The sequence below is a fragment of the Actinoallomurus sp. NBC_01490 genome (genome assembly GCF_036227085.1).
GTDB classification, from domain to species: domain Bacteria; phylum Actinomycetota; class Actinomycetes; order Streptosporangiales; family Streptosporangiaceae; genus Actinoallomurus; species Actinoallomurus oryzae.
Genome location: NZ_CP109433.1, coordinates 7,360,065 through 7,386,167, shown reverse-complemented (window position 1 = coordinate 7,386,167; position 26,103 = coordinate 7,360,065). Strand labels below are relative to the sequence as shown.

Genomic DNA, 26,103 nt, shown 5'->3' with positions numbered 1-26,103 from the left:
AATCGTTTAGGGGTGTACTGTGCGCGCGACGTGAATTCCATCGTGGTACGCCCCTATCGAGTCGTGCAGGGTTAGGGGCGGGCAAGGTGTTGAACATGCCCGGTAAATCACGACACTCGGAATTGGTCAACGACTTTCCCGCGTCGAGAGGTAATCCCGCACACGATGACTCGCGTTGATGATTCGGCCATCGCCGTCGTCGGGCTCGCGTGCCGCCTGCCCGGTGCTCCCGGCCCGGAGGCGTTCTGGCGGTTGCTGGCCGACGGCGGCGACGCCGTCGGCGAGCCGCCCGCGGACCGGAGCCGGGCGCGCGGCGGCTTTCTCCCCGAGGTCGATCGCTTCGACGCGGCGTTCTTCGGCGTCTCACCGCGCGAGGCCGGCGAGATGGACCCCCAGCAGCGGCTGTTACTGGAGCTGAGCTGGGAGGCGCTGGAGGACGCCGGAATCGTGCCCGCCGCGCTGGCCGGCCGGCGTGCGGGCGTCTTCGTCGGTGCGATGGCGAACGACTACGCGTTGCTGCGGCACCGGCACGACGCGGGACCGCTCACCCGCCACACCCTCACGGGGCTCAACCGGGGCGTTCTCGCCAACCGTGTCTCGTACGCGCTGGGGCTGCGAGGCACGAGCCTGACCGTGGACACCGCGCAGTCGTCGGCGCTGGTCTCCCTGCATCTGGCCTGTGAAAGCCTCCGTGGCGGTGACGTGGAGCTCGCGCTCGCCGGTGGCGTCAACCTCATCCTGACCCCGGAGAGCACCACCGCCGCCGAACGGTTCGGCGGGCTCTCCCCGGACGGCCGCTGCTACACCTTCGACGCGAGGGCGAACGGCTACGTGCGCGGCGAGGGCGGCGGCGTGGTCGTGCTGAAGCCGCTGGCGAACGCGCTCGCCGACGGCGACACCGTGTACGGCGTGATCCTGGGCAGCGCGATCAACAACGACGGGCAGACCGACGGGCTGACCGTGCCCGACTCCGGCGCACAGCGCGACGTGCTGCTGCGCGCCGCCGAGCGGGCGGGCGTGGACCCGCTCGACGTCCAGTACGTGGAACTGCACGGGACGGGAACGCCGGTTGGTGACCCGATCGAGGCGCAGGCACTGCACGCCGCCTTCGGGGCGGGCCGGTCGCCCGGGAACCCGCTGGTGGTGGGCTCGGCCAAGACGAACGTCGGGCACCTGGAGGGCGCGGCGGGCATCGTGGGCCTGCTCAAGGCGGTGCTGAGCATCCGGCACCGGACGATCCCGCCGAGCCTCAACTTCCAGACGCCCAATCCCCGGATCCCGCTCGCCGAGCTGAAGCTGCGCGTCCAGACGGAGGCCGGGCCGTGGCCGGACACCGGGGGACCGCTGATCGCGGGAGTCAGCTCCTTCGGCATGGGCGGAACCAACTGCCACGTCATCCTGAGCGAGGGCCCCGCCGGCGACGACCCGCCGGCCGCCGACGGCCGGCCGGAGCTGATCCCCTGGACGCTGTCCGCGACGAGCGATCGGGCGTTGCGCGCGCAGGCCGGACGGCTCGCCGCGCACCTGCGCGAGCATCCCGAGCTCGACGCCGCGGACGTCGGGCATTCCCTGGCCGCCACGCGCACCGCCTTCGAGCACGGTGCCGTGCTGATCGGCTGCGACCGTGCCGACCTGCTGGGCCGCCTGGAGGCCGTGGCGCGCCGCGAGCAACCCGCCGGGGTCGTCGTCGGGCGCCGGAACCCGGGGCGTACCGCGTTCCTGTTCTCGGGCCAGGGAAGCCAGCGGGCGGGCACGGGACGCGAGCTGTACGACGCCGAGCCGGTGTTCGCCGAGGCGTTGGACGAGATCTGCGCCGAGTTGGACCGGCACCTCGACCGGCCGCTCCGGGAGGTGATGTTCCCCGCCGCCGACACCGGGCTGATCGACCAGACCCGGTACGCCCAGCCCGCCCTGTTCGCCATCGAGGTCGCGCTCTTCCGGCTGGCCGGACGCTACGGCCTCGTCCCCGACTTCGTGCTGGGCCATTCGATCGGCGAGCTGGCGGCGGCGCACGTCGCGGGAGTGTTCCCGCTCGCCGACGCGGCCGCGCTGGTCGCCGCACGGGGCCGGGTGATGCAGGAGGCGCCGGCGGGCGGAGCGATGATCGCCGTACAGGCCTCCGGCGACGAGGTCGTCCCGCTGCTCTCCGAGCGGGTGTCCATCGCGGCGGTGAACGGCCCCGCCTCGGTGGTGGTCTCCGGTGACGCGGAGGCGGTCGACGAGGTCGCGGCGCACTTCGCGGCGCTGGACAGGAAGACCCGGCGGCTCCGCGTCAGCCACGCCTTCCACTCGCCGCACATGGACGAGGCCGTCGAGCGCTTCCGCGAGGTCGTGGCGGGAGTCCGCTTCCGGCCGCCGCGGATCCCGGTGATCTCCAACGCGACGGGACGGCCGGCGGACGCCGAGCTGCTGTGCTCCGCGGACTACTGGGCCCGCCACATCCGCGGCACGGTCCGTTTCGCCGATGGCGTGCGGTCGCTCGCGGCCGCGGGCGTGACGACGTGTCTGGAGCTGGGACCGGGCGGTGTTCTCGCGGCGCTGGTCCGCGAGAACACCGAGGCCGGGAGCACGGTCGCCGTGCCCCTGCTGCGCGACCGGCTGCCGGAGCCCGAGTCGGCGCTGGCCGGCGTCGCCGCGGCGTACCTCAACGGCGCCGTCGTGGACTGGGCCTCCGTCACACCTGGCAGGCGCGTGCCGCTGCCCACCTACGCGTTCCAGCGCGACCGTTTCTGGATCGGGCAGGAGGCGCCTGACCGGGAGGCACCGGCACCGGCCCCGCGAGCCGGCGAGGAGCCGATCGATCTCGTCAGGCGGAGCGTGGCGGCGGTGCTCGGCCACGGTTCCCCCGACGCGGTCGGCGAGGAACGTACGTTCCGGGAGCTCGGTCTCGACTCGCTCGGCGCGGTGGAGTTCCGCGACCGGCTGGCGGCGGCGACGGGTCGCCGGCTGCCCGCGACGCTGACCTTCGATCACCCCACGCCGGCCGCCGTCGCCCGGTTCCTCGCATCGGACGACGTCGCGACCGAGGACATCGTCGCGACCGCGCCGGACGAGCCGATCGCGATCGTAGGGATGGCCGGCCGGTGGCCGGGCGGCGCGGACACGCCGGAGCAGCTCTTCGACCTCGCACTGTCGGGCACGGATGCGATCACCGGCTTCCCGGGCGACCGTGGCTGGGATCTGTCCGGGCTCTACGCCCCAGATCCGGACAACTCGGGCACCTCCTACGTCCGGGAGGGCGGGTTCCTGCGCGACGCGACGGAGTTCGACGCCGAGTTCTTCGGCATCTCGCCGCGCGAGGCGGCCGCGATGGACCCGCAGCAGCGGGTCCTGCTGGAGGTGGCGTGGGAGACCTTCGAGCGGGCCGGGATCGTGCCGCGGTCGCTGCGCGGCAGCCGTACGGGCGTCTTCGTGGGTGCCACCCAGCAGGAGTACGGACCGCGGCTGCACGAGGCCGCGGGCGGGCACGACGGCTACCTGCTGACCGGCGCCACCAACAGCGTTTCGTCGGGTCGGATCGCCTACACCTTCGGTTTCGAGGGTCCGGCGCTCACGGTCGACACGGCGTGCTCGTCCTCGCTGGTCGCTCTGCACCTCGCGTCGCGCGCGCTGCGCGACGGGGAGTGCTCACTCGCGCTGGCAGGCGGGGTCGCCGTGATGGCCACGCCCGGGATGTTCGTCGAGTTCAGCCGCCAGCGCGGCCTCGCCGCCGATGGCCGGTGCAAGCCGTTCGGCGCCGCCGCCGACGGCACCGGCTGGGCCGAGGGTGTGGGACTGGTGCTGCTGGAGCGCCTCGCGGACGCCCGGCGCCTCGGCCATCGGGTGCTCGCGGTCGTACGGGGCTCGGCGGTCAACCAGGACGGGGCCTCCAACGGTCTCACCGCCCCCAACGGACCCTCCCAGCAGCGGGTGATCCGCCGGGCCCTCGCCGCCGCCGGGCTCGGACCCGCCGATGTGGACGCCGTCGAGGCGCACGGTACGGGCACGACGCTGGGCGACCCGATCGAGGCGGGGGCGCTGCTGGCGGCGTACGGGCGGGAACGCCCGGCGGACCGCCCGCTGCGGCTCGGCTCGCTGAAGTCGAACATCGGCCACACGCAGGCGGCTGCAGGCGTGGCCGGTGTGATCAAGATGGTCGAGGCCCTGCGACGCGGGATGCTGCCGCGGACCTTGCACGCGGACCCGCCTTCGCCGCACGTGGATTGGTCGGCGGGCGCCGTACGGCTGCTGACCGAGTCCAGGCCGTGGCCGGAGACCGGTCGGCCGCGCCGGGCCGGGGTGTCCTCGTTCGGTATCAGCGGCACCAACGCCCACGTCATCCTGGAACAGGCGCCCCAGGATGAGCCTCAGGACGACGCGCGCCCGCGACCGGAGGTCGCCGGGCCGCCGCCGTGGGTGCTGTCGGCCAAGAGCCCCGAGGCGCTGCGCGCCCTGGCCGCCCGCCTGGACGACGCCCTCGGCGAAGCCGATCCCTCGGCGGTCGGGCGGGCCCTGCTGACCACGCGGACGAAATTCGATCACCGTGCGGTCATCGTGGCGCGGGACGCGGCGGGATACCGGGAGCGACTGCGCGCGCTCGCCGACGGCCGGTCCGCACCGGGGCTGGTCGTCGGCGCGACGAGCGACGGGAAGACGGCGTTCGTCTTTCCCGGGCAGGGCTCCCAGTGGCCGGCGATGGCGGTCGAACTACTCCGGACGTCGGAGGTGTTCCGTACCCACATCCACGCCTGCGCGGAGGCTCTCGCGCCCCATGTGGACTGGTCCCTGACCGAGGTCCTCGAGGCGCGGCCGGGTTCGGCCTCGCTCGACCGGGTCGACGTCGTGCAGCCGGTGCTGTTCTCGGTGATGACCGGGCTGGCCGAGCTGTGGAAGGCAAACGGAGTCCGTCCCGACGCCGTCGTCGGGCACAGCCAGGGCGAGATCGCCGCCGCGTACGTGGCGGGGGCGCTCACCCTCGCCGACGCCGCCCGCATCGTGGCGCTGCGCGCCAGGGCCCTCATCGCCCTCGCCGGCGAGGGCGGCATGCTCTCGGTGCTGCGGCCCGCCGACGTGGTCGCCGGATACCTGGACGCCTACGACGGCGCCGCGGACATCGCGGCGGTCAACGGCGCGGCCAGCACCGTGGTCTCCGGTACCCCGGAGGCGCTCGACGACCTCGCGGCCAGGCTGACCGCGGACGGCGCACGGGCGCGGCGGATCCCGGTGGACTACGCCTCCCACTCGCGGCAGATCGACGCCATCGAGGCCGACATCCGCGCCGCGCTCACCGGCGTCGTCCCCGCCACGTCCGACGTCGCGTTCTACTCGACCGTCACCGGCGATCGCATCGACACCGCCAGGCTCACACCCGAGTACTGGTACGACAACATCCGCCGGCCGGTCCGGTTCGACGAGGCGACGAGGGCGCTGTCGCGGGACGGCCACGACCTGTTCGTCGAGTGCAGCCCGCACCCCGTCCTCACGGTCGGCATCGAGGACGAGGACGGGGTGACGGTCACCGGGACGCTGACCCGCGACGACGGCGGCCTGGCACGGGTCCACGAGTCCTTCGGCGCGGCGTACGTGCGCGGACGGATGCTCGACTGGCCCGTCGCCGAGGGTGCGGGGCGGGTGATCGAGCTGCCCACCTATCCGTTCCAGAGACGGCGGTACTGGCTGGACACGCCCACCGCCCGGCCGGCCACGACGGCCGGAGCGGCCCCTGCGGACCACCCGTTCCTGCAGGCCGTTCTGCCGATCGCCGAAACCGGCACGCTCGTGCTCACCGGCCGGATCTCGCTCGGCGACCACCCTTGGCTCGCCGACCACGGGGTGTACGGAACTCCCGTCCTCCCCGGCACGGCGTTCCTGGACCTCGCCCTGTACGCCGCCGGCGAGGCCGGGTACGCGGGGGTCGCCGAGCTGACCCTGGAGGCGCCCCTGCCGCTGCCGGAGCAGGACGGCGTGGACCTTCAGGTGGTGGTCGGGCCTCCGGAGGAGGACGGCCTGCGCCCGATCGGCGTGCACGCGCGTGCCGACGGCGAGGACTGGACCCGCCACGCGACCGGTCTGCTCGCCGCCGTCGCCCGTACCGCTCCGCCCGAGGACGCGGAGCCGTCCGCCACCTGGCCCCCGCCGGGCGCCGAGCCGATCGATCCGGAGCGCCTCTACCGGCACCTCGCGGAGCGCGGCTACGACTACGGGCCGGAGTTCCGCGGGACGACCGCGGCCTGGCGGCTCGGCGACCGGCTGTTCGCCGAGATCTCGATCTCCGACCCCGGCGGCTTCGGCCTGCACCCCGCGCTGTCGGACGCCGCGCTGCACACCGCGATCGGAGACCGGGACGGGCCGCCCGACCTTCCGTTCGCGTGGACCGACGTCTTCGTCGACGCCGTCGACGCCACCGGCCTGCGGGTTCTGGTCGAGCCCGGTGACGGCGACGCGATCGCGCTCCGGCTCACCGACCCCGGCGGCCGGCCGGTCGCCACGGTGGGGTCCCTCACGCTGCGCCCGGTGCCGTCCGGGCGGCTGCGCGCCGCCGGACGACGGCCGGACACGCTCTTCCAGCTGACCTGGCCCACGCTGCCCGCCCCTTCAGGACACGAGAACGGCGACGTGGTCGTCCCCCTGCCCGCACGGGACTCCGAACAGAACCCGGCGGAGGCCGCGCACGCCGCAACGGGACATGCCCTGGCCCTGCTCCGTGACTGGGTCGCGAAGGACGCCGACGACCCCGCCCGCCTCGTCCTGCTCACCCATGGCGCCGTGGCGGCACATTGCGAGGAGAACATCCGGGATCTCGCGGCCGCCGCCGTCTGGGGGCTCGCCCGAACCGCTCAGACCGAGCATCCAGGACGGATCGTGCTCGTCGACACCGACGGGCATCCCGGCTCCGCGGCGGCCCTCCCGGCGGCCCTCGCCACGGGGGAGGACCAGCTCGCGCTGCGAGCCGGGGAGATCCACGCGCCGAGGCTCGCCCGCATGACCCGGACCGAACCGACCGCGGCCGCGCCGCTGGACGGGACCGTGCTCGTCACCGGAGGCGTGGGCGCCCTCGGGCGGCTCGCCGCCCGCAGGCTCGTGACCCACCACGGCGCCCGGGACCTGCTCCTGGTCAGCCGCGACGCGACCCGCGGCGGAGACGTCCGGGCGGAGCTCGAAGAACTCGGTGCCGAGGTCACGCTCGCGGACTGCGACGTCGCGGACTTCGCATCCCTGTCGGGGCTGCTGGCCACGGTCCCCAGACTCGCCGCGGTGGTGCACACGGCGGGTGTCCTCGACGACGCCGTCCTCACCGCCCAGACCCCGGAACGGCTCGCGAAGGTGCTGCGGCCCAAGGTGGACGCGGCCTGGAACCTGCACCGGCTCACCGAGGACCGGGACCTCGCGTTCTTCCTCCTGTACTCGTCGGCCGTCGGGATCCTCGGCAACGCGGGACAGGCCAACTACGCGGCGGCCAACGCGTTCCTCGACGCCCTCGCGCAGCATCGCCGCGCCCGCGGGCTGCCCGCGACCTCCCTGGCCTGGGGGCTGTGGGCGGAGGGCGGCGGCATGACCGGTCACCTGACCGAGGCCGACGTACGGCGCATGGGGCGCTCGGGACTGCTGCCCCTGGACACCGAGCAGGCCTTGGAGCTGTTCGACACCGCCCTCGCCGGCCCGTCCGCGGCACTGGTACCGGCGCGCATCGACACCGGCCCCCGGCCCGGCGGCGAAGAGCCGCCGGCGGTACTCCGCGGTCTCGTTCGGCGTCCGCGGCGCCGTGCCGCCGGCGCCGGGGCGCCGGGACCGGGCGAGGGCGAACGGCTGGCCGGGCTTGAGCCGGAACAGCGGCAGCGCCTGCTCGTCGAACTGGTACGAGAAACGGCCGCCGAGGTCCTCGACCACGCGGACGCGAGCTCGGTTGAGCCCGGCCGAGGCTTCCAGGCTGCGGGCTTCGACTCGCTCATGGCCGTGCAGTTCCGCAATCGGCTCGGCGCCCGGCTCGGGCTCCGGCTGTCCACCACCGCGATCTTCGACCACCCCACCCCCGCCGAGCTGGCAACGCATCTGAGCGCGCTGCTCGCTCCCGCGGACGCCGACCCCGTCGAGACCCTGCTGGCCGACATCGACCGGGTGGAAGGGGCATTGCGCGAGCTCTCGGCGGCCTCCCGGCGGGACAGAGCGGTTTCGGCCCGACTCCAGGACCTGCTGCGGGTCTGGAAGACCGACGCGGCGGCCACCCCTGCCACCACCGCTTCCACGGCCGATCTCACCGCCGCCACCGACGAGGAGCTCTTCGACGTGCTCGACAACGAGCTGACGATCCCGGCTGCGAGCAGAGAGGGGAAGCCCGCGTGACCGCGAGCGACGAGAAGCTCCGCGACTATCTGCGGCGCGCCACGACCGAGCTGCGGCAGACCCGCATGCGGCTGGATGAGGTGGAGACGGCCAGGAGCGAACCGATTGCGATCATCGGCATGGGCTGCCGCTTCCCGGGCGACGCCCGGTCGCCCGGGGACCTGTGGCGCGTGGTGGCGGAGGAGCGGGACGTCGTCGGACCGCTGCCCGGCGACCGCGGGTGGTCCGGCGGGCTCTACCATCCCGACCCCGAGCACCCCGGCACGACGTACGCCAGGGAGGGTGGCTTCCTGCGCGACGCAGCCGACTTCGACGCCGAGTTCTTCGACGTGGCACCGCGAGAGGCGACCGCCATCGATCCTCAGCAGCGGCTCCTGCTGGAGGTGGCCTGGGAGGCGTTCGAGCGCGCCGGCATCGTGCCCGAGTCGCTGCGCGCCAGCCGTACGGGAGTGTTCACCGGGATCATGTATGGCGACTACGGCACGCGGTTCCAGCGGGCGCCCGAGGATCTGGAGGGCTACCTGGTCGTCGGAAGTGCGGGCAGCGTGGCGTCGGGCCGGCTGGCCTACACCTTCGGCTTCGAGGGGCCGGCGATCACGGTGGACACGGCCTGCTCCTCGTCGCTGGTGGCGGTGGACCTGGCGGTCAGGGCGCTGCGCTCGGGGGATTGCTCGCTCGCGCTCGCCGGTGGAGCGACCGTGCTGGCGACGCCCGCGATCTTCGTGGAGTTCAGCCGCCAGCGCGGCCTCGCGCCGGATGGGCGCTGCAAGTCTTTCGCCGACGCCGCGGACGGCACGGGCTGGGGCGAGGGGGCGGGCCTGCTCCTACTGGAGCGGCTGTCGGACGCGGTGCGCCACGGCCATCCCATCCAGGCCGTCATCCGCTCCACCGCCGTGAACCAGGACGGCCGCAGCAGCCAGCTGACCGCGCCGAACGGCCCGTCGCAGCAGCGGGTCATCGGCCAGGCCCTCGACGCCGCAGGACTGGCTCCCTCCGAGGTCGACGCGGTGGAGGCGCATGGCACCGGAACCACGCTGGGCGACCCGATCGAGGCGCACGCGCTGCTGGTGGCCTACGGCCAGGGGCGCCCTGCCGACCGGCCGCTCTGGCTGGGGTCGGTCAAGTCGAACATCAGCCACACCCAGGCCGCGGCGGGGGTCGCCGGCATCATCAAGATGGTCGAGGCGATGCGGCACGGGGTGCTGCCCAGGACCCTGCACGTGGACCGGCCATCGTCGCACGTGGAGTGGTCGGGCGGCGCGGTACGGCTGCTGACCGAGTCCAGGCCGTGGCCGGAGACCGGTCGGCCGCGCCGGGCAGGGGTGTCCTCGTTCGGCATCAGCGGCACCAACGCCCACGTCATCCTCGAACAGGCGCCGCCGCCGGTCCGAAACCGGGCCGCGGCGCCCGGCGGCCCGCTGCCGTGGGTGTTGTCCGCGCGGAGCGCCGACGCGCTCCGCGACCAGGCCGCACGGCTGGCGGAGTTCGTCCGCGCACGCGCGGACCTCGACCCGGCGGACGTGGCGCGTTCCCTCGTGACGACCCGGACGGCGTTCCGGCACCGCGCGGTGCTCATCGCCGGCGACACGAGTGAGCACGTCGAGCAACTCGACGCGCTGGCCCGGGGCGAATCCCGGGCGGGCGTGGTGCTCGGATCGGCCGCCGACGCGGCCGTCGGGCCGGCGTTCCTCTTCACGGGCCAGGGCAGCCAGCGTGCGGGGATGGGCCGTGAGCTGTACGAGACGTATCCGGTCTTCGCCGAGGCGTTCGACGCGGTCGCCACCGCGCTGGACGCGGAGCTGGCGGGGCACGCGCGACGGCGCGTCCGGGACGTGGCGTTCACCGTGGACGAGACCGGCGACCTCGACGAGACCCTCTACACCCAGACCGCCTTGTTCGGCTTGGAGACGGCCCTCCACCGGCTCCTGGAATCGTGGGGCCTGCGGCCCGAGAGTCTTGCCGGGCATTCCATCGGAGAACTGTCGGCCGCGCACGTCGCCGGGATCCTTTCCCTCCCCGACGCCGCCCGCCTCGTCGCGACGCGCGCCCGGCTGATGCAGGCGCTACCGGGCGGTGGCGCCATGGTCGCCCTCCAGGCGAGCGCGGAGGAGGTTCTGCCCCGACTCACCGGCGCCGTCTCGATCGCCGCCGTGAACGGCCCGGCGTCGATCGTCATCTCCGGCGAGGAGGACGACGTCCTGGCCGTCGCCGCCCGGTTCGCGGCCGAGGGACGCAAGACCAGGCGGCTGAGGACCAGCCACGCCTTCCACTCTCATCGGATGGACGGCATGCTCGAGCGTTTCCGTACGGTGGCGGCCGAGCTCTCCCCTGCCGCCCCCGCCGTTCCGGTGGTGTCGAATCTGACCGGAAAGGAGCTGACGCGACCGGAAGCCGGTTACTGGGCCGATCAGGCGCGCGGTGCCGTCCGCTTTCTGGACGTGGTCCGCCACCTGTCCGACCGCGGGATCACCACGTTCCTCGAACTCGGACCCGACGGCGTCCTCAGCTCCGCGGTCGAGGAGACGCTGCCGGGCGCCGTGACCGCGCCGGTGCTGCGGCGAGGCCGGCCGGAGCCGGTGACGCTGCTCACCGCGGTCGCCCGCGCGTACGTCTCTGGCGTCGCGGTCGACTGGACCGCGATGTTCGGCGGGCCCGGGCACGTCGAGCTGCCGACCTACGCCTTCCAGCACGACAGGTACTGGGCCGAGGCGCCGGCCGCCGCGACCGCGGGTGTGGCCGGCTGGCGGCACCGGATCGCCTGGCATCCGCTGCCCCGCCCGGCGGCCGGAGCCGAGCGGGAGCCCGGGCGGTGGCTGGTGCTCGTTCCGGGCCGGGAGACGGCACACGGCTGGGACGAGGCGCTGACCCGCGCGCTGGCGGACGCCGGATCGCAGGTAAGCCGGATCGTCGTCACGCCCGAGGACGCCGACGGGCTGGCCGCCCATGTGTCGGAGCATCCGGTCGCGGGCGTTCTGTCCCTGCTGCCCCTGGACAGTGGGCCGACCCCCGGTCACGCGGACCTTCCCTGGGGCCTCGCGGCGACGACCGCGCTCGTGCGGGCCCTGGACGCGGCGGGTTCGGACGAGCCGCTGTGGTCGGTGACGCGCGGGGCCGTCGCGGCGGCACCGGGCGACCCGGTGACCGACCCGGCGGCGGCGCTGGTGTGGGGACTGGGCGGCATCGTGGCGGTCGAGGCTCCGCGGCTGCTCGGCGGGTTGATCGATCTCCCGGAGGACGTCCGCCCGGAGGACGCGGCGCGGGCGGTGGCCGCGCTCACCGGCGGCCACGGCGAGGCCGAGCTGGCCGTCCGGTCCGGTGACGTGCTGGCGCGGCGGCTTGTCCGCGCGCCGCAGACCCGGGGCGCCTGGCGGCCGCACGGCACGGCGCTGGTCACCGGTGGGACAGGAGCCCTCGCCCGGCACGCCGCCCGGTGGCTCGCCGCCGCGGGCGCCGACCACCTGCTCCTGGTCAGCAGGCGGGGCGCCGAGGCGCCCGGCGCGGCGGAGCTGGCGGCCGAGCTGGCCGCGTCCGGTGCCGAGACCACGTTCGCGGCGTGTGACGTCGCCGATCGTGACCGCCTGGCCGAGGTACTGCGGAAGCATCCGGTCAGCGCGGTCGTGCACACCGCGGCCGTGCTGGACGACGCCGTGCTCGGCTCCCTCACCGCCGACCGGCTCGAACGGGTTCTGCGGGCCAAGGTTCAGGGCGCGCGCAACCTCGACGAACTGACGCGGGACCGGGACCTGTCGGCCTTCGTGCTCTTCTCCTCGATCGCCGGAGTCTGCGGCGTTCCCGGGCAGGGCAACTACGCGCCGGGCAACGCGTACCTTGACGCCCTCGCCGCGCGAAGACGCGCGGAGGGCCTCCCCGCCACGTCCATCGGCTGGGGACTGTGGGCAGGCGACGGCATCGCGCGTGGCGACGGCGAGCGCAGCGTCGCGCAGCACGGTTTCCGGCCCATGGACCCCGACCTCGCGGTCGCGGCGCTCGGCGACACGCTCGACGAGACGCACATGATCGTGTGCGACGCCGACTGGGCGCGGCTCGCGGAGGGGCGGGCGCACCCGCTGCTCGCCGAGCTCACGGGCGGCCGCGGCGACCCGGAACACGGGGGCGACAAGCCCGCCGAACTGCTCGCCCGGCTGGGCGGCGCGAACGAGCGGCAGCAACGGCACATCCTGGCCGGGCTGGTCCGATCGCTGGCCGCCGCCCTTCAGGACCGGTCGTCGCCGGAGCAGGTAAACCTCACCCGCGGCTTCCGTGAGCAGGGATTCGACTCGCTCACCGCCGTTCAGCTCCGCAACCGGCTGGTCGCCGAGACCGGCCTGTCGCTGCCGGCGACGCTCGTGTTCGACCATCCCACACCACGTGATCTCGCCGAGTTCCTCCGTACCGAGCTGGCGGCGAACGTCACCGGCGGAGGTGCGGCGGTGCTGGATGAGATCGAACGCCTGGAGGCGCTGCTGACGGTCATCCCGCCAGACGATCCGCACCGGGGCGAGGCCGGCAGACGACTGACCGCGCTGGCCGAACGATGCGCGCCGGCGCCGCGAGGCGCGGCGGCCGGCCTCGGCGAACGGCTGTCGGGGGCCTCCGACGACGAACTCGTCGACCTCATCGGCAAGGAGCTTGGGATCTCATGAACGACGACCGGATCCGGCACCTCCTAGAACGGGTCACCGTGGAGCTGCAGGAGACCCGCGAACGCCTCCGCCAGGAGCAGAGCCAAGCCACCGAACCCATCGCGATCACGGCGATGGCCTGCCGTTTCCCCGGCGGGGTGAACTCTCCCGAGGATCTGTGGGAGCTGGTGGTCGACGGCCGCGACGCGATCTCGGAGTTCCCCACGGACCGTGGCTGGGACGTGGCGGGACTCTACGATCCGGAGCCCGGGAGGGAGGGCAGGACCTACACCCGGCACGGCGGGTTCCTGACTCGCCCGGCCGACTTCGACGCCGAGTTCTTCGGCATCTCGCCGCGTGAGGCCCTCGCCACGGACCCCCAGCATCGGCTGCTGCTGGAGGTCGCCTGGGAGACCTTCGAACGGGCGGGCATCGACCCGTACGCGCAGCGCGGCGGCCGGACCGGTGTGTTCATCGGGACCAACGGCAACGACTACGCGAGCCACGGGACGGCGGCGTCGGGGGAGCTGGAGGGCTATCTGGCCATCGGGAACGCGGCGAGCGTCGCCTCCGGCCGGATCTCCTACACCTTCGGCTTCGAGGGGCCCGCGATCACCATCGACACCGCGTGCTCCTCGTCGTCGGTCGCGCTCCACCTGGCCGTGCGGTCGCTGCGCTCAGGCGAGTGCGACCTGGCCCTCGCCGGCGGCGTCACCGTCATGACGACCCCGACGGTCTTCGTCGAGTTCTCCCGGCAGCGCGGGCTGTCGGCGGACGGGCGCTGCAAGGCTTTCTCGGCCGGCGCCGACGGCACCGGCTGGGCGGAGGGCGCCGCACTGCTGCTGGTCGAGCGGCTGTCGGACGCGCAGCGGCTCGGGCATCGGGTGCTGGCCGTCGTCCGGGGTACGGCGGTCAACCAGGACGGGGCCTCGAACGGACTGACGGCGCCCAACGGCCCGTCACAGCAGCGGGTCATCCGCGCCGCGCTGGAGGACGCCGGGCTGTCGGCCGCCCAGGTGGACGCCGTGGAGGCCCACGGCACCGGGACGTCCCTCGGTGACCCGATCGAAGCGCAGGCGCTCCTGGCCACCTACGGGCAGAACCGTCCCGGCGACCGGCCGCTGTGGCTGGGCGCGGTCAAGTCCAACCTCGGGCACACGCAGGCGGCCGCGGGCGCCGCCGGGATCATCAAGACGGTCATGGCGCTGCGGCACGGGCTGCTGCCGCGGACCCTGCACGTCGACACGCCCTCACCGCACGTGGACTGGTCGGCGGGAGCCGTACGGGTCCTGACCCGCGCGCGGACGTGGCCGGAGACGGGCGAACCGCGGCGTGCGGGCGTGTCCGCCTTCGGCGTGAGCGGGACCAACAGCCACATCCTGCTGGAGAGCGCGCCGGCGGACGAGGAGACCGGCGACGGCGAACTCCCCGGGCCGCTGCCCTTCCGTGTCTCCGCGCGTACGCCGGAGGCGCTCGCCGCGCAGGCCGCCCGCCTGGCGTCGTTCGTCCGCGGCGAAGACCCGGAGGCGGCGGCGGTCGCGCATGCCCTGGCCACCACGCGGGCCGGACTGGAGGAGCGCGCGCTGATCGTGGCGGACGGCCGCGACGAGCTGCTCGCGGGGCTGGACTCGGTGGCCCGGGGGGAGACGGGTGACTCGGTGATCCGGGGCCGGGCGGCCGAGGACCGCCGGGCCGTCTTCGTCTTCCCCGGACAGGGCTCCCAGTGGGCGGGCATGGCCCGCGAGCTCCTGGACGCCTCGCCCGTGTTCGCGCGGTCGATCGAGGTCTGCGAGGACGCCCTCGCCCCGTACGTGGACTGGTCCCTGACCGACATCCTGCGAACCTCCGCGCCTTTGGACCGGGTCGATCTGGTGCAGCCCGCCCTGTGGGCGGTGATGGTGTCGCTGGCCGAGCTCTGGCGGTCACACGGCGTACGGCCGGAGGCGGTCGTCGGGCACAGTCAGGGGGAGATCGCGGCCGCGTACGTAGCCGGGGCGCTTTCCCTCGAGGACGCGGCGAAGGTCGTGGCGCTGCGCAGCAGAGCGATCGGCGCGCTCTCGGGCCGGGGCGGGATGGCGTCGGTGTCATCGCCCGTGGCCCGGGTGGAGGAGCGGATCGCGAGGTGGGACGGCCGGTTGTCCGTGGCGGCGGTCAACGGCCCGTCCGCCGTGGTGGTCGCGGGCGAGCCCGAGGCGCTCGACGAGCTCGTCGCCGCATGTGCGGAGGATGAGGTGCGGGCCCGCCGGATTCCGGTGGACTACGCCTCGCACTCCGCCCACGTGGAGGCGGTCGAGGCGGACATCAGGGAGGCTCTACGGGGGATCCGCCCACGCGACGGTGACGTGCCGTTGCTGTCCACGGTGACCGGTGACTGGATCGACACCTCGACGATGGACGCCGGCTACTGGTACGCCAACCTGCGGCGGACCGTCCGGTTCGAGCCTGCCGCGCGTGCCCTCCTCGACACGGGACATGACGCGTTCATCGAGGTCAGCCCGCACCCCGTACTGACCTCCTCGGTCCAGGAGATCGCCGAGGAGAACGCCGCCGTGAACGTCGTGGTCACCGGTTCACTGCGCCGCGACCAGGGCGGAATCGCGTGCTTCCTCGCCTCGGCGGCCGAGGCGTACGTCCGCGGCGTCGCCGTGGACTGGCTGCCCACCTTCGACGGGTGGCGGGCTCGTCCCCTCGACCTGCCGACCTACGCCTTCCAGCGGCGTCGCTACTGGCTGGAGCCGCGGCCGGTGGGGGCCGCGGGCGCCGAGGGCCATCCGCTGCTGGAGTCGGTGGTGCGGCCCGCCGGTGAGGACGCGGTCCTGCTGACGGGACGGGTCTCCCAGGGGGCTCAGCCCTGGCTCGGCGACCATCGCGTGCGGGGCCGCGCGGTGCTGCCCGGGGCCGCGTTCGCCGAGCTGGCGATGCGGGCCGGAGACGAGGTCGGCCGGCCGGCGATCGACGAACTCGTCATCGAGACGCCGCTGGTCCTGCCGGCCGAGGGCGACGTGCGGATCCAGGTCCGGGTCGACGCGCCGGATGAGGCGGGCCGGCGTCCCTTCGCCGTCTTCTCGGGCGCCGGCCGGGGCACGGAGTGGACCCGGCATGCCCAGGGCGCGCTGACCACGGGCGCGAGTGTTCACCCGAGCCCGTCATGGGACTGGCCTCCGCCGGGCGCGGCCGAGGCGATCGGCGAGGTCTACGCGGAGTTCGCCGAGTCCGGAATCGAGTACGGCCCGGCGTTCCAGGGACTGCAGGCGGCCTGGCGGCGGGGTGACGAGGTGTACGCCGAGGTCGCGCTCCCGGAGGACCTGCACGCCGGGGACTTCGGGATTCATCCCGCGCTCCTGGACGTGACCTTCCACGCTGCGCGGCTCACCGGCCTGCTGCCGTTCGCCTGGCGAGGCGTGCGGCTGCACGCGACGGGCGCCACGGAGCTTCGCGTACGCCTCACCAGGGCGGCGGACGGCGAGCTGTCCCTGGAGGCGACCGACCCGAACGGCATGCCCGTCGTCACGATCGAGTCCCTGGTGGCGCGGGCCATTCCGGTCGCGGAGCTGAACGCCGAAGCAGACCACGACGAGCTCTACCGCCTCGACTGGACGGCGCTCGACGTCGCGGCCGGGACACCACACGACCTCACCCGTACCGTCCACGTGGAGCCCGGCCGGGAGGAGACGGCGCGCGTGCTCGACGTCGTGCGGTCGTGGCTGACCGGCTCCGACGAGCGCCTGACGGTGGTGACACGGCGGGCGGTGGCCGTCGGCGACGATGAGCCGCCGGACCTGGCGACCGCTCCGGTCTGGGGACTGCTGAGGGTGGCGCAGGCGGAGCATCCGGACCGGCTGCTGCTCGTGGACCTGGACTCCGATCCCGAGTCGGCCCGGATGCTTCCGGCCGTGGTCGCGGCCGCCGAGGCGGCGAACGAGTCGCAGCTCGCCCTGCGGGCCGGGAAGGCGCTGGTCCCCAGGCTGGAGCGCGCCGCGACGACGTCCGCCGGTTCGTGGTCGTTCGCGCCCGGGGGAACGGTTCTCATCACCGGCGGGCTCGGATTTCTGGGCGGGCTCATCGCGCGGCACCTCGTGGACCGGTACGGCGTCCGGCACCTGGTACTGCTCGGGCGGCGGGGCGCCGGCACGCCCGGCGCCGACGAGCTCGCGGCCGAGCTGACGGGCCTGGGCGCACAGGTGACGATCGCCGAGTGCGACGCCGCAGAACGCGACGACCTGGCCCGCGTCATCGAGGGCATCCCCGCCGCCCATCCGCTGACCGCGGTCGTGCACGCGGCGGCCGCGCTCGATGACGGAGTGATCACAGCGCTGACGGAGGAAAGGCTCACCTCGGTCCGGCGCCCCAAGGCCGACGCGGCGTGGAACCTGCACGTGCTCACCAGGGACGCCGACCTGCGCGCGTTCATCCTCTTCTCCTCCGCCGCGGGCGTGGTCGGAATCCCGGGCCAGGGAAATTACGCCGCGGCCAACTCCTATCTCGACGCCCTGGCCGCGCATCGGCGCGCCGAGGGCCTGCCCGCCTCGTCGCTGGCGTGGGGCCTGTGGGCCGGTGCCAGCGACATGACCGGACACCTCGTGGGCGCCGACCGCGGCAGGATCGCCCGACGTGGCTTCCGCCCGTTGTCGGTGGAGGAGGGAATCGCGCTTTTCGACGCGGCGGGTCGTTCGGATGCCGCGCTTCTCGTGCCGGCCGGGCTGACGGCCCCCGACCCGGTGCCGTCGCTCCTGCGCGGGATCTTCCAGCCCCGCCGCCCGGTCGCAGCGTCCGGTCGTGGCCAGACCGGTCCGTCGTTCGTCCAGCGGCTGCGGCGGCTGGCGGACGGCGAGCGCGACGAGGCATTGCTGTCGCTGGTGCTCGAGCAGGCCGCCACGGTCCTCGGCCGGGAGGACGTCCCCGACGGCGATCGAGCATTCCGCGACCTGGGGTTCGACTCCCTCACGGCCGTCGACCTGCGCAACCGGCTCGCCGCCACGATCGGGCTGCGGCTCCCGGCCACCCTGGTGTTCGACCATCCGACGCCGAACGACCTGGCCCGGCGGCTGCGGGCCGAGCTCCTGGATGAGGCAAGCGCACCGGACACCGTGGTCGCCGCGCCGGCCGGCGAGACGGAAGACCCCATCGCGATCGTGGGGATGGCGTGTCGTTTTCCGGGTGGGGTGGTTTCGCCGGGTGGTTTGTGGGATTTGGTGGCGTCGGGTGGGGATGCGATCGGGGAGTGGCCGTCGGATCGGGGTTGGGATGTTGAGGGGTTGTATGACCCGGATCCGGATCGGGTGGGTCGGTCTTATACGCGTCATGGTGGGTTTTTGTATGAGGCTGCGGATTTTGATGCTGGGTTTTTTGGGATGTCGCCGCGTGAGGCGTTGGCGACGGATCCGCAGCAGCGGTTGTTGTTGGAGACGGCGTGGGAGGTGTTGGAGCGGGCGGGTATTCCGCCGTCGAGTCTGCGTGCCAGCCGCACCGCCGTCTACACCGGCGTCATGTACAACGACTACGCCTCCCGGCTGCGAGAGTTCCCGCCGGACCTGGAGGGCTACGTACACAACGGCAGTGCCGCCAGTGTGGCGTCGGGGCGGATCGCGTACACGTTCGGGTTCGAGGGGCCGGCGGTGTCGGTGGACACGGCGTGTTCGTCGTCGCTGGTGGCGTTGCACCTGGCGGTGCAGGCGCTGCGTTCGGGTGAGGCCGATCTCGCGCTCGCCGGAGGTGTGGCCGTCATGTCCTCGCCCGCAGGCATGGTCGCGTCCTCGCGCCACCGGGCATTCGCACCCGACGGCCGGGTGAAGGCGTTCGCGGCGGCGGCCGATGGCACCAGCTGGGCCGAGGGTGTGGGGTTGTTGCTGGTGGAGCGGTTGTCGGATGCGCTGCGGCTGGGCCATGAGGTGCTGGCTGTGGTGCGGGGAAGCGCGGTCAACCAGGATGGCGCGTCGAACGGGTTGACGGCGCCGAACGGTCCGGCGCAGCAGCGGGTGATCCGGCAGGCCCTCGCCGCCGCCGGGATCGGACCTGCCGACGTGGACGCGGTGGAGGCTCATGGGACGGGCACCCGGCTGGGCGATCCCATCGAGGTGCAGGCGCTGCAGGCCGTCTACGGGCAGGACCGGGCCGGGGGGAGCCCGCTCTGGCTCGGCTCACTGAAGTCCAACCTCGGTCACACTCAGGCCGCTGCGGGTGTGGCGGGGGTCATCAAGATGGTCGAGGCGATGCGGCATGGTGTGTTGCCGCGGACGTTGCATGTCGATGAGCCGTCGCCGCATGTGGACTGGTCGGCGGGGTCGGTGCGGTTGCTGACCGAGGAGGTGGACTGGCCCGAGACCGGGCGCCCGCGCCGGGCCGGGGTCTCCTCGTTCGGCGTCAGCGGGACCAACGCCCACGTCATCCTCGAACAGGCACCCGCCATCCAGGACCAGGACCAGACACCACGGAAGGCGGCACCGCCGCCCGCGCTGCCGTGGGCGATCTCGGCGAGGAGCCCACGTGCGCTGCGCGCTCAGGCCGCCCGGCTCGTTCCGGTGGCCGAGAACGCCGATGTCGCCGGCGTCTCCCGGGCGTTGCTGTTCACCCGGAGCATGTTCGAGCACCGAGCCGTCGTCGTCGGCGAGAACAGGGAAGCCCTGCTGGCCGGACTGCGGGCGTTGTCCCGCGGCGAGCCCGCCGACGAGGTCGTCCGGGGCATGGCCAGGAAGTCCACCAAGACCGTTTTCGTCTTCCCTGGTCACGGCTCGCAGTGGGACGGGATGGCCGCCGAACTGCTCGAGACCTCACCGGCGTTCGCCGCGAAGGTCGACGAATGCGCACAGGCCCTCGCCCCGTACCTGGACTGGTCGCTGCTGGACGTCCTGCGCGGTGCGGAGTCCGCGCCGCCGCTGGAGCGCGTCGACGTGGCCCAGCCGGCGCTCTGGGCGGTGCTGGTCGCCCTGGCGGAGGTATGGCGGTCGTTCGGTGTTCGCCCGGACGCCGTGGTCGGGCACAGCCAGGGCGAGCTCGCGGCCGCGTGCGTCGCGGGAGCGATCCCGCTGGGAGAGGCCGCGCGCATCGTCGCGTTGCGCGGCCGGCTGCTCGCGACGCTGATCGGGCGCGGCAGCATGATGTCGGTCGCGCTGCCCGCCGCTGAGGCCGAGACGCGTATCGCCGCCTGGCCCGGACAGCTCTCGGTGGCCACGGTGAACGGCCCGTCGGCGACCGTCATCGCGGGGGACGCAGCGGCGCTCGACGAGCTGAAGGTCGTACTGGATGCCGAGGACGTACGGGCCCGTCGGATCCGGGCGGCCAATGTCGCCGGGCATTCGCCCGTGATCGATGACATCCGCGACGAGTTCCTCGACGGCCTCGGCGAGATACGGCCGCGCACCGGCGACGTATCCGTGATGTCGACGGTCACCGCGGACTGGATCGACACCGCCCAGATGGACGAGGCGTACTGGTACCGCAACCTGCGGGGCACGGTCCGCTTCGAACCGGCCGTGCGCTCCCTTGCCGAGCAGGGCCACACGGTGTTCATCGAGGTGAGCCCGCACCCGGTGCTGACCAGCGGCATCCTGGACACCGTCGAGACCATGGGCCGGGCGGCAGCGGCCGACGTGGCTGTCACCGAGACCCTGCGCAGAGGCGAGGGCGGGTACGACCGGCTCCTGCGGTCGGTCGCGGCCGTCCACGTCCATGGCACGGAGGTGGACTGGTCGCCCCTGTTCGAGGGCGTTCACGCGCCCCCTGTCGAGCTGCCCGGCTACGCGTTCCAGCGGCGGCGCTACTGGCTCGACGGCGACGGGCACCCGGTCGCGGCGGCGGGCACGGCGTCCCAGGTCCCGGAGCCAGAGGCGGAGGACGAGGAGCCGCTACCGGAGCGGCTCGCGGCGCTTGACGAGCGGGAACGGATGGACGCGCTGGTCGACCTCGTACGCGTGCACGCGGCCGCCGTACTCGGCTACGACGAACCCGGCGAGGTCGACCCGGCCGCCGCCTTCCGGGACCTCGGCTTCGAGTCGCTGACAGCGGTGGACCTGCGCAACCGGCTGGGCACGGCAACCGGGCTGGCCTTGCCCGCGACGTTGCTCTTCGACTACCCGACACCGGTCGCCGTGGCCGCGTTCCTCGACGCGCGCCTGTCCTCCGGGGCCGCCGGTGAGGAGCGGCCGCCCGCCATGGACGTACTGAAGCTTCTGGAAGAGGCCCTCACCGCGACGCCTTCCGGCACGACGGAGCACGCGCAGGTCGCGGCGAGGCTTCGCGAGCTCACCGCGAGATGGGCGGAGCCGCCCGGCGATACGGCCGACCTCGACTCCGCCTCCGACGAAGAACTGTTCGCGCTGGTCGATGGGAAGGGTGACGATGGCGTCTGAGGAGAAGCTGCGGGAGTACCTCAAGCGCGCCCTGGCCGACACGCGGCACGCGCGGCGGCGTCTGCACGAGGTGGAGTCGGCCCTGCGCGAACCGATCGCGATCGTGGGGATGGCGTGTCGTTTTCCGGGTGGGGTGGTTTCGCCGGGTGGTTTGTGGGATTTGGTGGCGTCGGGTGGGGATGCGATCGGGGAGTGGCCGTCGGATCGGGGTTGGGATGTTGAGGGGTTGTATGACCCGGATCCGGATCGGGTGGGTCGGTCTTATACGCGTCATGGTGGGTTTTTGTATGAGGCTGCGGATTTTGATGCTGGGTTTTTTGGGATGTCGCCGCGTGAGGCGTTGGCGACGGATCCGCAGCAGCGGTTGTTGTTGGAGACGGCGTGGGAGGTGTTGGAGCGGGCGGGTATTCCGCCGTCGAGTCTGCGTGGCAGCCGCACCGCCGTCTACACCGGCCTGACGTCCCAGGATTACCACTCCCGGCTGACCAGCACACCCGTCGAACTCGAAGGCCACCTGGGCGTTGGAAATCTCGCCAGTGTGGCGTCGGGGCGGATCGCGTACACGTTCGGGTTCGAGGGGCCGGCGGTGTCGGTGGACACGGCGTGTTCGTCCTCGCTGGTGGCGTTACATCTGGCGGTGCAGGCGCTGCGTTCGGGCGAGGCCGATCTGGCGCTCGCCGGAGGCGTGACGGTGATGTCCTCGCCGGAGGGATTCATCGAGTTCTCCCGGCAGCGTGGTCTGGCGTCCGACGGCCGGGTGAAGGCGTTCGCGGCGGCGGCGGACGGCACCAGCTGGGCCGAGGGCGTCGGGTTGTTGTTGGTGGAGCGGCTGTCGGACGCACGACGGCTGGGTCATGAGGTGCTGGCCGTCGTCCGGGGTACGGCGGTCAACCAGGACGGGGCCTCGAACGGGCTGACGGCCCCGAACGGCCCGGCGCAGCAGCGGGTGATCCGGCAGGCCCTCGCCGCCGCCGGGCTCGGACCCGCCGACGTGGACGCCGTCGAGGCGCACGGTACGGGCACGACGCTGGGCGATCCGATCGAGGCGCAGGCGTTGCAGGCCGTCTACGGGCGGGACCGGGCCGAGGAGAGACCGCTCTGGCTCGGCTCCCTGAAGTCGAACCTGGGACACACCGCGGCCGCCGCGGGGGTGGCGGGGATCATCAAGATGGTCGAGGCGATGTGGCACGGTGTGTTGCCGCGGACGTTGCACGTCGACGAGCCGTCGCCGCATGTGGACTGGTCCGCGGGGTCGGTGCGGCTGCTGACCGAGTCCAGGCCGTGGCCAGAGACCGGGCAGCCGCGCCGGGCCGGGGTGTCCTCGTTCGGCGTCAGCGGGACCAACGCTCACGTCATCCTCGAACAGGCACCCCCCATCCCGGCCCAGGACGACGAACCACAGGAGACAGCACCGTTCCTCCCGCCCTGGCTGTTGTCGGGCCGGAGCCCGGACGCGCTGCGGGAGCAGGCCGGCCGCCTGGCGGAACTGGTCGCGGACGATCCGCTGGACGTGGCGTGGTCCCTCGCGACGACCCGAGACCACCTGGATCACCGCGCGGTCGTGGTGGCCGCGGACGAAGACGAGCTCCGGGCCGGTCTCCGGGCGGTCGCCGAGGGCCGTACACCGCCACGGGTCGGGCGATCGGGGAAGGTCGCCTTCCTGTTCACCGGGCAAGGCAGCCAGCGCACCGGCATGGGGCGGGAGCTGTACGACAGGTTCACGGTCTTCGCCGCCGCCTTCGACGCGGCATGCGCGGAGCTGGACCGGCATCTGGACGGGTACACACCACATCCGGTCCGGGACGTCGTCTTCGAGGCCGGCCTCGCCGGCCGGCTCGACCAGACCGTATACACGCAGGCCGGACTGTTCGCGATCGAGGTGGCACTGTACCGGCTCGTCGAGTCGTTCGGCGTACGACCGGACTTCGTGACCGGCCACTCGATCGGGGCCCTGGCGGCGGCCCACACCGCAGGGGCGCTGGCCCTCGAGAACGCGGCGGCTCTGGTCGCGGCGCGGGGCAGGCTCATGCAGGCGCTGCCGTCCGGGGGCGCGATGATGGCCGTCGCGGCGAACGAGGAAGAGGTGCGGGAGGTCCTCGCCGGGCTGGAGCCCGGTGCGGGTCTGGCCGCGATCAACGGTCCCGACTCCGTCGTCATCTCTGGGGACGAGGACCCGGTACTGACGGCCGCCGCGACCTTCGCGGACAAGGGGCGCAGAACAAGGCGGCTGCGCGTCAGCCACGCCTTCCACTCGCACCGCATGTCGGGAATGATGGAAGAGTTCCAGCGGATCGTTGAGAAGGCGGTCTTCGCGAGCCCTGCCGTCCCGTTCGTCTCCGACCGGACCGGCGAGATCGCCTCGGCCGAGCAACTGGCCGACGGCGCGTACTGGGCAGGCCACGTCCGTGATCCGGTACGGTTCGCCGACGTCGTACGGACGCTGCGGGACGCCGGAGTGACCCGGTTCGTGGAGCTCGGGCCGGACGCCGTGCTGTCCGGCCTGCTGGCGGAGGGCGTACGAGCGCCGCTCCTGCGCCGCGATCGCTCCGAGACCATCTCGTTCCTGTCCGGGCTGGGCAGGCTGCACGCCGACGGCGTCGAGGTCGACTGGGCGCCCGTGTTCCGCGGCCTGCGACCGCGCCGGGTCGCGCTCCCCACTTATCCCTTCCAGCGGCGACGCTACTGGCTCGACACCGTCATCACCGGCCGGGAGAGCGACGCCGAGCAGCCCGCGGACCGGACCTGGGGCCTACGGCTCGCCGGGCTGGACAAGGAGGACCGTGACCAGGCCGTGCTCGACTTCGTCGTGGCGGAGGTCGCCACCGTGCTCGCGCATGCCTCCGCCGACGAGATCGACGCGAGCCGGCCGTTCGTGGAGCTGGGGTTCGACTCGCTCATCGCGGTCGAGCTGCGGTCGCGGCTGAACGCGGCGACCGGACTCGACCTGTCCGGGACGTTGACCATCGAATATCCGACGCCCGCGGAGCTGGCGCGGCACCTGGCCGAGATTCACGACACTCCCGCGGGCGTGGACACGCGTGGCGGAAGCGCCCTCGGGTCGGTCTATCTGCGGCTGTGCGAGGCGCAGAAGTTCGCGGAGGCGACCACCGTCCTCATGGCGGCGTCGGAGCTACGGTCCACGTACGGCATCGGGGACGCAACCGCGCATGCCGCGCATGCCGTCCGCCTCGCCGAGGGCGGAACAGGCCCGGTCGTGGTCTGCTTCCCGGCGCTCACCGCGTTGTCGGGTCCGCACGAGTACGCGCGGTTCGGGCGGACGTTCCAGGGCGAGCGGGACGTGTTCGCGGTGCCCGCTCCAGGTTACGCCGACGGCTCCCCGCTACCCGGCTCGGCCGAGGCGTTCGTACGGACGCAGGTGGCGGCGGTCGAGCGGCTCGTCGGCGACGCGCCGTTCGTCATCGTCGGCCGCTCGCTGGGCGGCTGCGTCGCGCACGCGGTCGCGACCGGTCTGGCGGAGCGCGGCCTGCGCCCGGCCGGCCTGGCGGTGATCGACACCTATCCGATGGACACCCCGCAGCTGCCGGGCATGGAGCGGTGGATGCCCTCCATGATCAACGGGATGCTCGCCCGTGTTGACGGACTGGAGCTGTCGCTCACCGAGACCGGCCTCACCACTATGGGAGCGTACCTGCGGGTCTTCGGCCACTGGCAGCCCCGTCCGCTCGCCGTCCCGACTCTTCTGGTCCGCGCCGGAGATCCGTTGCCCGGCATGGCCACCACCGGCGCGGACTGGCGCGCGTTCTGGCGTCTTCCGCACGAGACGACCGACGTCCCGGGCGACCATTTCACGGTGCTCGAGGACCACTCCGACACCACCGCGGACGCGATCAGGCAATGGATCGGCACGCTCGCGGATGACCACCCCGCACGGCGAGGCACGACGACGACCAGGAGGCAGACATGACACGTCCGTTCCGGTTCGGCCTGGGTAAGTTGGAGATCCCCGACTCCGACGACTGGCTGAAGAGCTCTCGGCAGGTCGAAGACGAGGGCTACGACATCCTGTTGGTCCCCGACCATCTGGGGAAGACCGCCCCGTTCCCACCGCTGGTCGCCACGGCCGCCGTCACCGGCCTTCGGGTGGGGACCGGTGTGCTCAACAGCGGCTTCTACCACCCGCCGCTGCTCGCGCGGGACGCCGCCACCACCGACCGGCTGACGGGCGGCCGGCTGGAACTGGGGCTCGGAACCGGCTACGCGCATCCGGAGTTCCACGCACTCGGCCTCGACCCCGGCACCCCCAAGGACCGGGTCGACCGGCTCGAAGCGACCGTGGCCCAGCTCATCTCCATCTTCTCCGCCCCGGAGTCCGTGCCCGCACCCGTCCAGAAGCCGATGCCGCTGCTCATCGCCGGGAACGGGAACCGGGTCCTGCGCCTGGCGGCCGAGTACGCCGACATCGTGGGCTTCATCGGCATGCGCTACGACCCGACCTCGCCCGGAGGGCTGCGGCTCATCTCCACGGAGGAGTTCGCCGAGCGGGTGGCGTACTTCGAGGAGGTGGTCGGCGCGCGCTCGGCCGAGGTGGAGCGCAACCTGTTGATCCAGGCGGTCGTGGTCACCGACGACCGCGACGCGGCGATCCGGCACATCCAGCAGACCCAGTTGCCCATTCCGCTGGAGGAGCTCGAGCGTTCGCCGCTGCTTCTCATCGGCAGTGTGGAGCAGATCATCGGCCAGGTGCAGGAGATCCGTGACCGGTACGGGATCTCCTATCTCACCGTGATGGATGCCCACCAGGAGGCGTTCAGACCGGTCGTGGAGGTTCTGGCGGGCAAGTGACGATGGAGGATCAG

The 26,103-nt window shown here is 73.2% G+C and carries 5 protein-coding genes; all 5 read left to right on the top strand.

What is annotated here, in order from left to right; all coding sequences use genetic code 11:
• Positions 1 to 165: 165 nt before the first annotated feature.
• From OG417_RS34200 to OG417_RS34180, 5 genes are read left to right on the top strand one after another with little or no spacing between them, the layout of a single operon-like run.
• Positions 166 to 8,319, top strand: coding sequence for a type I polyketide synthase (locus tag OG417_RS34200; RefSeq protein WP_329237535.1), 8,154 nt, complete (start codon positions 166 to 168; stop codon positions 8,317 to 8,319).
• Entirely contained in the window at positions 8,316 to 12,962 is a 4,647-nt protein-coding gene (locus OG417_RS34195; RefSeq protein WP_329237532.1) for a type I polyketide synthase, read from the top strand. Before OG417_RS34200 ends, OG417_RS34195 begins: the two co-directional genes overlap by 4 nt.
• On the top strand, positions 12,959 to 21,286 hold the full coding sequence (locus OG417_RS34190; RefSeq protein WP_329237530.1) for a type I polyketide synthase: 8,328 nt from the start codon (positions 12,959 to 12,961) through the stop codon (positions 21,284 to 21,286). The genes OG417_RS34195 and OG417_RS34190 overlap by 4 nt, the downstream gene beginning before the upstream one ends.
• On the top strand, positions 21,276 to 25,211 hold the full coding sequence (locus OG417_RS34185) for a type I polyketide synthase (protein WP_442875590.1): 3,936 nt from the start codon (positions 21,276 to 21,278) through the stop codon (positions 25,209 to 25,211). Before OG417_RS34190 ends, OG417_RS34185 begins: the two co-directional genes overlap by 11 nt.
• On the top strand, positions 25,208 to 26,089 hold the full coding sequence (locus tag OG417_RS34180; RefSeq protein ID WP_329237524.1) for a TIGR03621 family F420-dependent LLM class oxidoreductase: 882 nt from the start codon (positions 25,208 to 25,210) through the stop codon (positions 26,087 to 26,089). Before OG417_RS34185 ends, OG417_RS34180 begins: the two co-directional genes overlap by 4 nt.
• The last annotated feature ends 14 nt before the right edge of the window (positions 26,090 to 26,103 follow it).

What these genes read in the sequence shown, in the direction of transcription:
- OG417_RS34190 (WP_329237530.1), top strand. Translation starts at nt 12,959, where the DNA reads ATGAACGACGACCGGATCCGGCACCTCCTAGAACGGGTCACCGTGGAG.
- OG417_RS34200 (WP_329237535.1), top strand. Translation starts at nt 166, where the DNA reads ATGACTCGCGTTGATGATTCGGCCATCGCCGTCGTCGGGCTCGCGTGC.
- OG417_RS34185 (WP_442875590.1), top strand. Translation starts at nt 21,276, where the DNA reads ATGGCGTCTGAGGAGAAGCTGCGGGAGTACCTCAAGCGCGCCCTGGCC.
- OG417_RS34180 (WP_329237524.1), top strand. Translation starts at nt 25,208, where the DNA reads ATGACACGTCCGTTCCGGTTCGGCCTGGGTAAGTTGGAGATCCCCGAC.